The sequence below is a fragment of the Roseofilum reptotaenium CS-1145 genome, from assembly GCF_028330985.1.
Lineage (GTDB): Bacteria > Cyanobacteriota > Cyanobacteriia > Cyanobacteriales > Desertifilaceae > Roseofilum > Roseofilum reptotaenium.
Window position 1 is genome coordinate 1 of the sequence record NZ_JAQMUE010000036.1, and the last position, 14,043, is coordinate 14,043.

Sequence of the window (14,043 nt, forward strand, 5' to 3'; positions counted from 1 at the left end):
TGGGCCCTCTTTTGCTTGATGGTAGGCTACGCCCAGGGACTCTCTACTCTGGTGGGGGACTATCTTAAGGAGTCGGGGCATTGCTTTGCTTGGACACTCTTCATTTATATCGTAACTTATTCATCGGACTTGATATCACTCATTTCATCAGTCGATTGCCAACCCCAGCGTACATCGAGCGGCGGTTTATGGGGATTGGATGAATTTTGAGGGGAGTTGTCATAGCGAAACCAAGCATCAATACGACTACCTGCGGGCAACCGAATGAGGTTGCGATAAACATAGGTATTTTGCCATCCCAAATCCCAATTGGGGATACAAATTAACGGTTTTTTACTGCCGTTGGGTAAGGTGGCAATGGCTTGCATTTCTGCACCAATATAGTGCATATGAGGGGAGATATCGACAAGATCCATGGTTGCAGGTACGTCCATGCTGAAATGTCGCCAATACTGGCTTTCTCCAGCCGGAATATCGAGGTCTTGGGTGCCGATGATTAGTCCCTCAATATATTTCTGCACGGGCTGTTTGGCAAAGTAGAGACCGAGAATACTGCGATCACTCGCTTTTTGACCATTGAGATGATAGTGAATTTCGACAACAAGATCGCCACCTTTTTGCAAGTACATCCCAATATCGGGAGGCAATTGGTAAGGATCGACTCCCGGTGCCCAACCCCTGATCGCGCTGGCACCATCGTAGTCCATAAAACCTCCAGTTTCAGTAGTCGAGAATCCTGGTCGCGGATCTTCGGCATCTAATTTGCGTCCGCGTCCCTCATAATCGATGAAAAAATTAGCATGATGGACGACTGCTGCCGCTCCGGGTTGAAAGTCGATCGCCGTGACCGTTCGATCTTCTAAAAGCTTGCCATCGAGAACGAAGTAGCGATAGATATCTTCTCCGGTTGCCGGGACTTCAAAGGCTTCTGGCATGGGAAACTGGCGATCAGGTTCCCCCAAACGCCACCGAGAGAGCGGTAGATTGGGAGGGGGGGGAAGTTCGGCCAAATTTCCCGCCGGAGTCCCCGCTTCAACCCATACTTTGAGGGTAGCAATCTGTTGTTGGCTCAAAAATTTCTCATTACGAAATTCTCCATATCCCTGTTTGGCTCTCCAAGGAGGCATAAAACCATCTGCTGTCGCTTTCACAATGCGATTGGCATGGGAACGGGCATCTTCATAGGATTGCAAGGGAAATGGGCCAATACCTCCAGTGCGATGACATTCAAGACAATTGTTGTTGAGGATTGGAGCAATATCTCGTGCATAGGTTGGTGAGATTGGCGAATGTTGTGCAGCGCTGAGTTTGGCACATCCAATCGCCGTCATGAGAAGAATAAAAATAAAGATAATGGCGCGAATGTCAGGTTTGTTGAAATTAACGCGGCGCATAGGTTTTAACTCAATGGAGGTTAGCAATGGGATGGGACGATCAAGATAGGTTTAAGGAGATCGCGCGCTAGATTCGTTTTACTATTGATATTATTTTGCCTCGAATAAGACAAGTATGTATCGCAACTTAACACAACTTAACAGTTGGTTCAAATCTTGGACCAAAATCCGATAAATATGCCAGTATTTGCAGGATTATACGCAGAAATCCGGTGTTAGACCACAACTACTAGAACATCTTCTGCTTGAGGGAATCATCCTGCAATACGGATTTATTTTACTGTATGATCTCTACTGTCGTTCCAGGCTGGATTGCACCATATAGTTCATCAACATCTTGGTTTTTCAGGGAAATGCAACCTAAGGTCCAATTATTTTTGCGATCGATGAGATCATCACGGCCTGATGGCACACCATGAATACCAATTTCTCCGCCAATTGTGGCGCTAACTGGGATAATTCCTTGTTGTTTCGCTTGTAAATGTTTGCGCCAAGAGTTAGCATTAGGATAATCTAACCAAATGAATTTAGACCAATCCGAATGAGGATACATATCTCGTACCTTAAAAATGCCTTCAGGAGTTTTGAGATCGCCTTCTCGAAGCTTATCTCCAGTCGGATTACCTCCCAAAACAACGGGATAGGATTTAATGGGTTGGCGATCGTAATAAAGGGTCAGAGTTCCTTGAGATTTCTCAATAAGAATTGAGGTTTTACTCGTGTCGATTGTTCCAGTATTAAGAATATCTAAAATAGTCCAATTATAGTTTAATAATTGACTATAATCAGGACTCGAATGCAGAGGTTCAAAATATTCTACATTAGCCAAAATTCCCCACAAATGATTGAGCGGAAAAAGGTAACCTCGTTTGATCAGGAGAAAACAAACAATACTGCCTGATAACAATAAAAAAATAACCCAACTAATCGCTTTTCTGTTAGCTTTTTTAATAAGATTGTCAAACATAATCGATTCTCTTGCGAAAAAACCAGATATTTTACTTTTAAACGTTCTATAACAGGAGTTTCCTCTGCTATGCAGTACATCAATAGTAGTTTTTAAAAGCTTAAAACTAGATTGAGCTTATTGTCATTCCCTCCATTTCCCTATTCCTCCACGGAGAGCGAAAAGTGCTGCAACTTCTCTGCCATGAATTTTTATCGCTTACTTTAATTTTTTGATAGCTGTAAAGCCTTCCCATGTTTGACTGAGAAATGCAACTGGAATAATTAAACCAACTGGAGAGCCACTTTGAACCAAATTCAAAAGCCCCGCAATAGCATTGAGTCCCATAAAGCCAACAGCAATTCCTAATGCAAGGATTGATTTGCGTTGTATGAAGAAGCCTAATAATAAATAAAATGCTCCAAATATCAAAAAGGTGAAAGCCAAAAACATACCACCGGGTATTACCGCACTCGAAAAACTTGCTAATAATGCTAACAAGCCAAGAAATATACTTAAAACTCCTACTGCATAAGTAGCACGGTAAGCAGCAGCTAGTTTTTTCAAGTATTCCGATCGTGAGGAATTTTTCTCTTGCTCATCCATAATTGATGATTGTTAGACGGCAATGTGAATCTCAGTAGCTTATTTTATATTATATTATATTATATTGTTTGCTTTTTGTCAATCTCAATCGTCGATCGCGATCATCTCTTCCCCTTACCCTAAAGACAAGGCATCTCTTGTCTTTAGGGAATTTCGGGTAATCGAAGATTATGTTAACTTGCTGATGAAGCCGATGTTTGTTGTTCAATACGTTCCAACATTTTTTCCTTATCTTGACGACGTTTCTTCGCATAAAGTTGAATCGCAGCTACCATCGAAACAACAAGCCCAAAAATTAACCATGTTGTTAAATCTAAAGGCAAACTACCCTTAAATACAGCCAAAAGAACGATAACAACTAACAATACTGTTGGGGCTTCATTTAAGGCGCGAAATTGTTGACCTGTCCAGTTGCATTCACCAGATGCTAACCGTTTCATAATGCGTCCACAATAGAAATGATACCCCAGTAATACAGTAACCAGAGCTAGTTTAATATGTAGCCAACCCGACTTTAAAATTTCCGGTTCTGTAGAGATCAAACCAATCGCCATTGCCACTGTAACGGCCATTCCAGGCATGGTAATAATATGATAGAGGCGCTTTTCCATAATTTCATATTGCGCCTTGAGAATGGTTTGTGCCGGCTCATCTCGTTCTGAGGCTTCAGCATGGTAAACAAAGAGACGAACTAAATAAAACAAGCCTGCAAACCAGACCACTACACCGATCAGGTGAAATGCTTTAAACCAAAAATAAGCCATAAAAGGTGTTCTTATCGAGCAACTCATCAAGGCGAGTTTAAGATTTCTCTTGGGTCAACAGGGTGATCCCGCAACAAAAGTTAATATACTCTGAGAGAGTAGGGAGTGCGATCGCTGATTGTGTAGTGCCTTGATCTCACTCAATCAGTGCATGAAATGCAAGGGATTTATCCTACTCAAACACTCGATAAAGGTGTTTGAGTAGGATGAACTTCATCTATCCGTGGTAAATCACCGAGCTAAACAGGGGGCTTCATAGGCAGGGCAAGTTTTATAGACAGACGTAATACCATGAGTCTTGGGGTTGTCAAAGATTAGTCGGACTTTAAGTTCCTCAGGAGTTTAAGCTTTTACTCCTGCGTCTTCTAGCGCCTGGCTAAAGTTCTCTGCATACCCTGCAATGAGTTCTGCACAGTCCAAACCGTTGATGATTTTTCGAGCTTGGTAAAAATCAACTTTTTGTCCTTTGTTGGGGTCGCCAATAAAGTTCTTCAACGCATATCCTGTAAAAATACCCAAGAACATCCCATAAAACATGACTATAGCAGAATATTTGGGACTCTTAATAGCATCAGGATCGGCAACAAAATCCGGACTACTGGGGTAAAATTCGCGGACTACAGGAGTTACTTTTGTGTAATTTATGCGTCCGGTTAGTTGAACATAGCCGCGTCCATGAAATCGAGGACCATCGCCGGGTTTGCCACCGTATTGCGGGCCGTTACCTAAGTCCTTTCTGTTGCAATAATTCTCTTGAAAGTAAGCCGTTGAACCGTATTCGGAAATAGGCTGCATTTTTTGAGCTGTCTCATGGTAGGTCGTTGCAAGCATATACGCTAACCATCCAATAGTGCGAATACCCCAGTCGGTCTTTAACTCACCTACGGGTTGTACTGGTGGATCTTCCCAAAAATTTAGAATCGCCTCTATTCCGTCCACTTGGCCTGGGGTGAGATTGCCACTAAATAGGCTATTTCTGATCCGATCGTAAAAAATCTTTCTGTCCATTAAGATTTCCTTCTAAAGAGAATAGACGAGTGTAAGCCTATGGAGGGAGCGCTCCTATAAGCTGCTTCTATAAAAAAACGATTGTAAAAGATGATTTCGGAATTTGTTGACTTAGAACCCTTTTCTCAAAGCTATGGCTGATTAACAGCTCTCTCACCAGTTAAACCTATTGCTTCATTACTCAATTGTTGCTTCGAGCAATCCTAACCTACACTTCGTTTATAATCTCAGCATCAAATTAAATGATATCGATCGCCGAGGACGAAGAAGATGAGTCACTATATAGCAAGCCTAAATGAGTTGTGCAAATATAGCGCTTCGCGCTAGGGAATAGGCAATAGGGAATAGGCAATAGCTTGTATGGCTTAGGTTCTAAGGCTTCAAGCTGTACCTCATAGAATAGAGAAACGCTATACAATGAATTTAATAGCCATAGATTCAACGGTAATAACGCTAACAAGCAAAGTCTTTTGGGGACAAAATATCATCAAGTGAAACTGATAAATGGAAGAGAGATAAGCTCAAGTAACTTAACTGAATGTTTGATCAACTTTGGTCAAGAACATGATGCTAAATTTAGGGAACAGGTGATGACGATGATTCCCGACGGAGCAGTGATCATAATGGATAGAGGTTTTGCCAGTTGGGAATTTATAGAAGAAATGAGTAAAACTCAGACAAAATTTGTGGTTCGGATTAAGAATCATATGAAAACCCAATTTAATCCCCAAAGATATCGAGTGGTATGCTTTCATGATCCAGAAACCCAAACCGAATATCGTCTGGCTACTAATCTAAAAGACATGACGGATGAAGAAGTATCAGAAATTTACCGTAAACGTTGGGATATTGAAATTTTGTGAAAATTCTTAAAGATGCATTTAAAGCTGGACAATTTAATCACTAAAAACATTCCCGGTGTCCGACTACAAATTCTTATGTCGTTAATTGCTTATTTGATTTTACAGTTAATGGAAATTCATGAATTTTATGGGCATACATTACTAGATAAATTTCGTTATTTGCAACTTAAATTAAGTCAAAAATGCTCCCTCATCCATTGGAACTATGATTAGCTCCCAGAGACTCTTATTTAGTTTAATGTAAAGTTTTATGCCGAAATTCAACACTTCTGGCTGAAACCCTCATTCTGTTGTAACCTGAACCCCCGATTCTCTCGTGAGATTATCCCCAAAACGGTCTTAACTCGAACTGAGGTTAGCATTAGCTTTCAGATAAGACCCCGGCCCCAAATGCTGTAGCTTAGGATAACAACTCCGGTAATGCGTCTCGCTCACAAATAACCACAGAATACGAGTCCGCCGATTTTGGGGCGGTGGGGGGCAGGGAGCATAACCATCTGTGTAAATAATTAGGCCATCGTAATCCCGGTGTTCATCAAGATACGTCAAAACCGGGTGAAAATTCGTGCCACCTCGTCCGGTTAGCTTGACCTCGTGCTTGGCGCGACGGAACGTCATTAAGTCGGCGGTAATCTTGGTATCAAATTGAATCACATCGATCGCCGGTACACCGTAGTTAAAAAAGCGATTCACCACCGAAAATCCATGCTGTAGCTCTTTCGTTCCCATGGAGCCGCTCACATCAATGGCAAACAGCAAACGGGTGGTAAAGTCACGACGACTACCCATATAGGCGAACCCATAGCGGCGATTGGGTTTCATGCGGGTGAGCCGTCGCTGTTGGCTGAGGATAGAGGTGCGAAACTTGCGTAAAACCGCCCGATAGTCGAGCTTAGGGTGCAGATTGGCTAAGATACGTTCGCGCAATTTGCCGCCAATGCTACCCCAACTGTTATTGGCTTGAGCCATTCTCACTAGATCGTCTAGGTGATCGCTCAATAATTCATCTCGATCCCACTGGTCAGTATTTTCTACACCGCTCAAGTTTACATCGGTATAAACCACCAGGAGATCTGGGGGGCGATCGCTAGGGATTGAAGTCGGTTCAGATTCACAAGAGCCAGGAGAGCCTGATGCAAGTGCAGCATTCGCTTCCCTCATCTCTACTCCTGGCACTCCAGAGGCTGCTCCCTGTACACTGGAGGACTGTTGGTCGAGCAATTTGTGGTAATAAAACTCGAAGAATAGTTGGTCATAATTGCGATCGCCAAAAACATCCTGCGCCCGAGGAAAAGGCAGCTCGGTTTGCAAATATTCCTGGAGCGTTAAATTGCTGGCAGCATAGCTAATCGCCGAGTGCGCTTGGCGACGACTGTAGGGGTGTTTGAGCAGAATTCGTAGAGCTTCAAAGCGCAGGGTGGCTTCCAGGTGGCGATTGCTCAACTGGGCGATAAACTCCGGATTGTACTCAATTCGTCCCCGTTGCACGCGAATCGTTTGAATGCGCGGCTCGGAAACTAAAGCGTGACTTGTCCAAGTTGCCAGCAACAGTGGCTCAACCAGCAACCACTTTTCCACAATCCGAGCAATACGGTGACGGGCGATCTGTTTCATATCAATTAAAACTGAAAAATGGGGGTTGTAGCATGAAAAATGGTATTCTCATTACCGATAACCTATTATCCTTCTGCCGCGCGTTTCGGACTTCGTCCGACATGAACATCTCCGCGAAGCGGAAAGCGCTATATCGTTTTGGCGGCAAAAATCTCGGCGGCGCTCAGTTGCAATTCTGGGAAAGCCAAAGACTCAATCCTCTCGTTTCCGGTAAATAGCGTTACCTGATATTCCCCATCCACCAGTTGGTAAACTGAGAGAGTCGGTTGTTTGGGATTACCAATAAACCGCCGACCACCTAAACCGAGATAATCTACAATCCAGTATTCGGGTATACCCATCAGTTCGTAATCCCCGACCTTCCGCAGATAATCATCTTGCCAGTTTGTACTTACAACTTCTATAGCTAATCGCACGGAATTTCCCTTAGTAATAACCGATTTTTTCTGCCAATGGGGTTCCTCAGCCAGTTGCGCTTTATTGAGACATATCATGTCAGGTTGGTAACCGGATTCGTCATCGAGTGGTTTCAGCAAGCAATCGCCAGGAATTGTACAAGGTAATTCGTAACGGTCGATTTGAACTCCCAGTTTTATCGTTAAAAAACCGATGACGTTAGAATGTTCCCCAGTTGCTAAAGGCATTTTTACTATTGCTCCATTGCGTAGTTCGTATTTACAGGTCGCATTTTCCGGATACCAGTCAACAAATTCATCGAATGAGATAGGTGTCGTTAGAGTTGCAATCATATTAGGGAATAGGGAATAGGGAATAGTGCGATTCGTTCGCTATTCCCCTAGGCTAACTTATTAGCTCAGGGGATTAGCGACAAGGTTAACTACCTAGGGTTTGATTAGCGATACTCCTACGGAGTCGCTTGGCGAACGCTATCAGCCCGGAAAAAAAGTAGAACCTTGACAACTCAATCATCATGTAGGTGCGATTGATTCTATATCAAGTCCTACCCTCCTTCTTCTTGGAGTGAAAGCATTTCCTGCTGCTGGAGACCTGGTAAACCTCTGGTGGTGAGCGAGGAAAAAAGGGGGGATCTGATAGCCCGATTTGGAAACCCACCAAGCAAGAACTTATGGATAACTCCGTGTGAAGATGTGTTGGAAGCGTCGTCAATTCCAACCAGCCAAAGGGCTGACAGGCTGGAAACAAAAGTTAACGGAAAGGGGTGGATAGATTTATTCCGCTATCGACAAGAAGACCAATCTTTCCCGGCGTACAGCATCATCCTAACAGTTCAATCCATGATGATTGGGAACGAAGTAACAACCGATTAACTCTCAGTTATTCAACTTGAGCAGTCAACCGAGACGAAAACTCTATCAAAAGGTAGGTTAATAGGTTGAAGGATGTAGCCAGAAGCCAAGGCTCTAGGGAAAGCCTAGAGATATGCAGACGGGCTACGGGTCATACGAAAGATTCACAGACGAGTCAATCTAAATAAGCCTAATGCGAGTTTAGAGACTACGAAGGGATGCCCTTAATGCGTACAGAGATTACCCAGGTAGCTTCCGTAATTGCCCGGATTAAAGATGAGAGCAATACATCAACTACACTATAAGCTCTAAGGCGGTTGAGAGTAAAGGATTGAAGTTCTAGGAGTCAAAGTTAGGATTCGTTAGCCTAACGTCCGTGTCAAGGATAGTATGATTCAGGAGCCCTGTGCGGTGAAAGTCGCACGCACGGTTTTGAAGCAGAGGGCAAGAAGGCGACTTCTTGCTCGACTGTAACGGTTTTTCAGGTTCAAACCTGAATCGCCTCCAAATATTCTGACAAGAAATCAATCAGATCCATCGATTCAGCGACAAAGCCCATAGCATCGCTAAATTTGGGCCCCTGAACCAGAGAGGAAAAATGAGCGATCGCCTCCTGTTGTTTGGCTTTGGCGAGATATTGGAGATATTTCAACAGATTTTTGCGGGCATTCTCCGCTTTATTGTCAGGACAATGCCCGGCATTGAGCCAGAGTAAGACCCGTTCGTTCAAACTGGCAAAGTCCTGAATTTCCAGGTCTTTGAGCTGTTTGGAATGCTTCGCAAATTGCAATAGAAGTTGCTCAGGACTCAGACCCCGTTGGGTAGCCAGGCTTTGGCGAAAGGTGATACTGGCGCGAGTCCCCACCATACCGGCAATCAGTTTGAAGTGAATGTCTTCCAGCTTTGGATGGTTGCGCACAAAATTCGCGACTTTCACCCAAGCGCGGCGATCGGGGGTTTTGACGAGTCCGGCGGTGGCGATCGCCGCATCTGCATCTGGATTGTCGCCATCGAGATAGTCCGGATGCTGTTGGATAAAGGTTAACACTCGCGCATCGATATTGCGATCGGAAGCCCAGAGTAGCCAATCTTCTACCGTCGGCGCAAACTCGTAGAGATTGAACCGCGACACCAGCGCCGGATCGAGTTCCGTCAGTTGATATTCTTCTCCCCCATTCACCGCAGCAATGACAATACTGCCAGGGGGTAGCGCTTTACCGGCTAACGTTTTGTTGAGGGTGAGGTCTTGAACGGCTTGCAAAATTTCGGGTCGGGCGCGGTTAAGCTCGTCTAGGAAGAGTACCACCGGGCGATCGGGTTCCGGCCACCAGTAGGGCGGTAAAAACACTGATCGCCCCGTTTTCTCGTCTTTGTGCAACAAGCCAATCAAATCCCCCGGATCGCTCATCTGACCCAGAAAGAAGGGGATAACAGGCAAGTTCTGGCGATCGCGGTAGAAATGGCTAATCATTTCCGATTTGCCAATCCCATGCTTGCCCACCAGGAGGATATTTTGCTCCGGTGGAGTCAGTTCCAGAACGTGATAGAGTTCCCTCGCATCAATACGAATCATTGTCTTCGACCTTTCACTACAAATCCTGATGACGAATCCAGCCAGAGCGGCCGTAGCCCCGCTTAAGACGAGTTGTAAAACGAACGCCGGTGTTGTAAGTCTCGCGCAGAGTCTGAATTGCGGTTCGCAATTTGGGTAGCACTTCCTTGAATTGGTTAAAGGGAATCAAAATAGCAAAATAGTCGTTGTTGTCAGACAGACGAATAATCAGCTTGAGCTTAACTGTATCGACTTCGGTGGCAAAGTCAAATTGATCTTCTTTGGCTATTTTACGCACCTGAGCCAAGATAGCTTGCACTTTCAAGTCTTTCTGTTTTTGGCGCTTGGCAGCCTGTGCTTTTTGCCGGTCAACCCTCTGGAAAAATGCTTGAATGAGGGCAACTATCTCACTGATGTCTGAAACGGGGGCAGGCGATCGCTCTCCCCCTAACTCTACCCAGAGCTGTTGCTCCGGACTCAAGAGTAAATGTAAATGGGTGTGATTTCGATACCAACGCTCGCTGGATTCTTCGAGCAAAATACAACAACAGAGGGTATTGCTGGGAGGCTGATCTGCACTCGATCCCCTTTGGAAACGATGGTAATGGTGACAGTTATCATGCCGCTCTGCACCAGCGAGAGGCTCAACTCGCGCCAATAAGTCTTCTGCTAGATCTTTAGCCTGTTCGGGATTAACGCTAAGGGGTTTTTGCCCGGATATATTCTCCCGGAGCAGTTTTTGCAAACTTCGTGATGTGATGGACATAAGATAAACGACCTTCTTTCACTCAGATTTGGCAATTTTGCGATCGCGAAGCGACTGGGCAGGAGTATCGCTACTAGCACACCCTCAATTATATCGACTGGCGATCGATCTCCGCTCAACATCCTCATTCCCAGTAGATGATAGCGATCGCCCCAACCCAACAAAGAAACCGGGTTTCTCCCATAACTTCCGACTCTCAACTACCATCTGGCTTGAGAAACCCGGTTTCTAGACCTCCCGCGATAAAACTTTAGTCAGAAAAGAACGCCCACCTCTTAGGAAGAAATACCCAACCTTTATCATGAATCAATTTTTGCTTTTCTGCTGGTGATAAAAGAACGAGGTATAAACTAGGGGGGACATCGCACACCTCAAATTGATAACCCGTCTTCGCGATCGTTGGATTAATTTGTCCAGCTAAAATCAACGGTTCATCTAGAGGATCTAGCGGAGTCAAATTATAGGGTTTACCATTCAAGCTAAAACCAATGGACTCTTGTCCTAACTCAATAATATTCTCTGGCATAAACTGGCCGCGAGAAATCTTAGATAAAGCTCCTAATGTTTCCATTAATACGGGTAAAGTATAGGGCGGAGGGAGTTCTCCATAGAAAAGCTGTGGGGTTATCCCAATAACTCGTTGGCTATCGAGTTTCAGGAGTTTCCAATCATTCTCCCAATCAAACAACTCTGCGACTCCACCTTGATAGAGTTCTATTTGTCTGCCAATAATTGCCATGGCTATAGATTCATCAGGAAGATCATGATATTCAGTAAAGAAACCGAGATCGCAGTAGTATCTTATTTTTTCCAGAAAACGAGTTTTAGTATTCATTGAATTTACAGGGAGAGATCGCCATGAATCTATTTACATTGATGTTTGCAATTAATCTTGTTTTCAGAAAAACCTATGATTCTCATTTATTGGACTATTTCAATAGAACATATAACTATAATATTCTTCATAACGGCGATAGTTCTAGTACCAACTTCTCCTGTCGTTGAAGATAAACGCATAATGTTCCCAACAGTTTTCAAATTCCCAGCCGTTTATAGGAATTATTTTTTGTTTCTCTTGTTCTGATATGAGAAGAATTAATAGATTGGAACGGCAGTTTGAATATGATTCAAATTGATACCCTGTTTCTGCAATAATTGGATTAATTTGACCAGCTAAAGTTAATGGATTGTCTGGAGCATCTTCTATGACAAGACTACAAATTTTGCTATTTAAATTAAATTGAATTATCTCTTTGTCTATCTCTACAATATTCTGAGGTCTAAACTTGCCACGGGAAATTCTAGATAAATCTGCCAATGTCTCTAACAGGATCTCGAAACTATAGTCTGGTGGCTCTAGTCCATACAAAAATTCCAGTGATGTACCGATAACTCGTGTGCTATCTAGTCGAATCATTTCTCCATAACTTGCTTCAAGAAATAATCGCTTCGGCTGTCTACCATCATCCATGGAAAGACAAAGAATTTCAAGCATCAGAGCATCATCACTAAGATATCTATATTCGGCAAAAAAGCTAAGATCGAACAATTGTTCAACTGTCTGAATAAAATACTTCTTGTGATGTTTTTTTCGGTTTTATCTTCAGTATTGACTTCTAATAGGTAATCTTTTTCCAGAAGCTTCCAATGTTTTTTGTAACCCAACAGCTTGGTTATATCGCCTGTATCGATATCTACTTGTTTGCGACGAATCATCTCTATGGCTTCCACAAGCTTCCAATCATTTTTGTCACTATAGTTTTGGTAACCAAAATTTTCGTCACCAAACAAGTCGGCTATACCCTCTGGATCGATGTCTGCTTGTCTGCTAAGAATTTCTATGGCCATCTCTTCATCTGAAAGATTGTAAAACTTTGTATACATTTCGATACCGCAGTAGTATCTTATTTTTTCCAGAAACCAATCTTTAGTATTCATTGCATTTACCGACAGAAATTCCTCTAACACCAATGGTCTTCGTTATTTTTTTAGTAATTGAAGAAAACTTGATAATGTTCCCAACAATTTTCAAGTGTCAATCCTTTTTTATCTATAATTTTTTGTTTCTCATCTTCTGACAAGAAAACCATGAATTCATCAGGATAGCCATCCGAACATGATTCAAATTGATATCCTGTATCGGCAATCATTGGATTAATTTGTCCAGCTAAAATCCAAGGATCGTCTGGAGGGCCTTTTATGGCAAGACTACATGTTTTTTGATTTAAATTAAATTGAATTAAATTTTTCTCTATCTCTACAATGTTCTGAAATATAAATTTTCCACGAGAAATTCTAGATAAATTTACTAATGTGTCTAACAATATCTCAAAACTATAGTCTGGGGGTTCTTCTCCATCTAACATGTCATACCATATATCCAGACGAGGCAAGAGCCAAAAATGATCGCAAATGTCATCTATTTTATTAGCTAGATTTTGCTTCTCTTTTTCTGATAACAGAATGATATACAGATCATATCTCTCATCTCTCTCATATTTGCAATCAACATCATACCCACTTAATAATTCAAATTGATATCCGATTTCGGAAATTATAGGATTGATTTGCACAGCCAAACTTGAAGGTTCATAAGGAAGTCCATTGAGTGTAAGATTGTGGATTTTACCCTCTAAATCAAATTCAATACAGTTTGGATCTAACTCTACAATATTCTCAGGCACGAATTTACCACGAGAAATTTTAGATAGCTTTCCTAAGCTATCTAATAATGTATCGAAGGTATGCTCTGGTCTTTTGTTGCTGTTTTTATCAAGTAATGTATCTTGCTTTCCTGTTTTTTGTCGTCGTATTTTTTTCCACTCTTCAAGTGAGGGACAACAGAGAATTCGCTCCGTATCTACCTCTAACATTTCCCAATAATTTCCTTCCAGAAATAATGTCTCTGGAGAGCGATCACAGTCTATGCTGAGACCAATAATTTCTAGGATCAGAGCATCATCAGAAAGATGGTGATGTTTGGCAAAAAAACCGAGATCGCATAAGGTTCGAGCCGTCTGGAGAAAATGACTTTTTTTATATTCGACTTCCCCTGCGTCATCTCCCTTGTAGATGGGTAATAAGAAATCTTTCAATGTTGGCGAGATTCCAGTGCCTGAACCGCCGTTATTCAGCATGGGGTCTGGGTATCTATAACCTTGCATTTCTATCCGGAAATGATACGATTCCTTGCTAGGATATCCTGCCATTGATTTTTTTGTCAACTGCTTGAACTTTTACAAATCCTTAGTTGACATTTGGT

The 14,043-nt window shown here is 42.7% G+C and carries 14 protein-coding genes; 1 reads left to right on the forward strand and 13 read right to left on the reverse strand.

Annotated elements, in window-relative coordinates; genetic code table 11:
• Positions 1 to 116: 116 nt before the first annotated feature.
• From PN466_RS05805 to PN466_RS05825, 5 genes are all read right to left on the reverse strand, one after another.
• Positions 117 to 1,394: a hypothetical protein gene (locus tag PN466_RS05805; protein ID WP_271937705.1), complete on the reverse strand. Its 1,278-nt coding sequence runs from the start codon at positions 1,392 to 1,394 to the stop codon at positions 117 to 119.
• Between the two features lie 277 nt (positions 1,395 to 1,671).
• Entirely contained in the window at positions 1,672 to 2,223 is a 552-nt protein-coding gene (locus PN466_RS05810) for a L,D-transpeptidase family protein (protein ID WP_271937706.1), read from the reverse strand.
• A gap of 336 nt (positions 2,224 to 2,559) precedes the next feature.
• Positions 2,560 to 2,946 carry a hypothetical protein gene (locus tag PN466_RS05815; RefSeq protein ID WP_271937708.1) on the reverse strand — a complete coding sequence of 129 codons (387 nt, stop codon included), beginning with the start codon at positions 2,944 to 2,946 and terminating at the stop codon, positions 2,560 to 2,562.
• A gap of 173 nt (positions 2,947 to 3,119) precedes the next feature.
• Positions 3,120 to 3,710: a protoporphyrinogen oxidase HemJ gene (hemJ, locus tag PN466_RS05820; RefSeq protein WP_271937709.1), complete on the reverse strand. Its 591-nt coding sequence runs from the start codon at positions 3,708 to 3,710 to the stop codon at positions 3,120 to 3,122.
• A 342-nt stretch (positions 3,711 to 4,052) separates the two neighbouring features.
• A complete protein-coding gene (locus tag PN466_RS05825; protein WP_271937710.1) occupies positions 4,053 to 4,718 on the reverse strand; it encodes a hypothetical protein in 666 nt (221 codons plus the stop codon).
• Between the two features lie 470 nt (positions 4,719 to 5,188).
• Between PN466_RS05825 and PN466_RS05830 the strand changes: the two genes are divergently transcribed.
• Entirely contained in the window at positions 5,189 to 5,581 is a 393-nt protein-coding gene (locus tag PN466_RS05830) for a transposase (RefSeq protein WP_278003002.1), read from the forward strand.
• A 339-nt stretch (positions 5,582 to 5,920) separates the two neighbouring features.
• Here the strand turns inward: PN466_RS05830 and PN466_RS05835 are convergent, their stop codons facing one another.
• The 8 genes from PN466_RS05835 to PN466_RS05870 all read right to left on the reverse strand — a co-directional run bounded on the left by PN466_RS05835 (position 5,921) and on the right by PN466_RS05870 (position 13,990).
• Complete coding sequence (locus PN466_RS05835; protein WP_271937713.1) at positions 5,921 to 7,195, reverse strand: DUF2201 family putative metallopeptidase; 1,275 nt, start codon at positions 7,193 to 7,195, stop codon at positions 5,921 to 5,923.
• 128 nt (positions 7,196 to 7,323) lie between these two features.
• Positions 7,324 to 7,944, reverse strand: coding sequence for a Uma2 family endonuclease (locus tag PN466_RS05840; protein WP_271937715.1), 621 nt, complete (start codon positions 7,942 to 7,944; stop codon positions 7,324 to 7,326).
• Between the two features lie 1,006 nt (positions 7,945 to 8,950).
• A complete protein-coding gene (locus PN466_RS05845) occupies positions 8,951 to 10,036 on the reverse strand; it encodes an AAA family ATPase (RefSeq protein ID WP_271937716.1) in 1,086 nt (361 codons plus the stop codon).
• A gap of 16 nt (positions 10,037 to 10,052) precedes the next feature.
• Positions 10,053 to 10,781, reverse strand: coding sequence for a hypothetical protein (locus PN466_RS05850; protein ID WP_271937717.1), 729 nt, complete (start codon positions 10,779 to 10,781; stop codon positions 10,053 to 10,055).
• A 250-nt stretch (positions 10,782 to 11,031) separates the two neighbouring features.
• Positions 11,032 to 11,616, reverse strand: coding sequence for a hypothetical protein (locus tag PN466_RS05855; RefSeq protein WP_271937719.1), 585 nt, complete (start codon positions 11,614 to 11,616; stop codon positions 11,032 to 11,034).
• Positions 11,617 to 11,760: 144 nt separating this feature from the next.
• Positions 11,761 to 12,276, reverse strand: a complete 516-nt coding sequence (locus tag PN466_RS05860; protein ID WP_271937720.1) for a hypothetical protein — start codon at positions 12,274 to 12,276, stop codon at positions 11,761 to 11,763.
• Positions 12,276 to 12,719, reverse strand: a complete 444-nt coding sequence (locus tag PN466_RS05865; protein WP_271937721.1) for a hypothetical protein — start codon at positions 12,717 to 12,719, stop codon at positions 12,276 to 12,278. The genes PN466_RS05860 and PN466_RS05865 overlap by 1 nt, the downstream gene beginning before the upstream one ends.
• A gap of 50 nt (positions 12,720 to 12,769) precedes the next feature.
• Positions 12,770 to 13,990 carry a hypothetical protein gene (locus PN466_RS05870; protein WP_271937722.1) on the reverse strand — a complete coding sequence of 407 codons (1,221 nt, stop codon included), beginning with the start codon at positions 13,988 to 13,990 and terminating at the stop codon, positions 12,770 to 12,772.
• Between the last annotated feature and the right edge of the window lie 53 nt (positions 13,991 to 14,043).

What these genes read in the sequence shown, in the direction of transcription:
- PN466_RS05815 (WP_271937708.1), bottom strand. Translation starts at nt 2,946, where the DNA reads ATGGATGAGCAAGAGAAAAATTCCTCACGATCGGAATACTTGAAAAAA.
- PN466_RS05870 (WP_271937722.1), bottom strand. Translation starts at nt 13,990, where the DNA reads ATGGCAGGATATCCTAGCAAGGAATCGTATCATTTCCGGATAGAAATG.
- PN466_RS05865 (WP_271937721.1), bottom strand. Translation starts at nt 12,719, where the DNA reads ATGAATACTAAAGATTGGTTTCTGGAAAAAATAAGATACTACTGCGGT.
- PN466_RS05825 (WP_271937710.1), bottom strand. Translation starts at nt 4,718, where the DNA reads ATGGACAGAAAGATTTTTTACGATCGGATCAGAAATAGCCTATTTAGT.
- PN466_RS05860 (WP_271937720.1), bottom strand. Translation starts at nt 12,276, where the DNA reads ATGCTTGAAATTCTTTGTCTTTCCATGGATGATGGTAGACAGCCGAAG.
- PN466_RS05850 (WP_271937717.1), bottom strand. Translation starts at nt 10,781, where the DNA reads ATGTCCATCACATCACGAAGTTTGCAAAAACTGCTCCGGGAGAATATA.
- PN466_RS05805 (WP_271937705.1), bottom strand. Translation starts at nt 1,394, where the DNA reads ATGCGCCGCGTTAATTTCAACAAACCTGACATTCGCGCCATTATCTTT.
- PN466_RS05835 (WP_271937713.1), bottom strand. Translation starts at nt 7,195, where the DNA reads ATGAAACAGATCGCCCGTCACCGTATTGCTCGGATTGTGGAAAAGTGG.
- PN466_RS05840 (WP_271937715.1), bottom strand. Translation starts at nt 7,944, where the DNA reads ATGATTGCAACTCTAACGACACCTATCTCATTCGATGAATTTGTTGAC.
- hemJ (WP_271937709.1), bottom strand. Translation starts at nt 3,710, where the DNA reads ATGGCTTATTTTTGGTTTAAAGCATTTCACCTGATCGGTGTAGTGGTC.
- PN466_RS05855 (WP_271937719.1), bottom strand. Translation starts at nt 11,616, where the DNA reads ATGAATACTAAAACTCGTTTTCTGGAAAAAATAAGATACTACTGCGAT.
- PN466_RS05845 (WP_271937716.1), bottom strand. Translation starts at nt 10,036, where the DNA reads ATGATTCGTATTGATGCGAGGGAACTCTATCACGTTCTGGAACTGACT.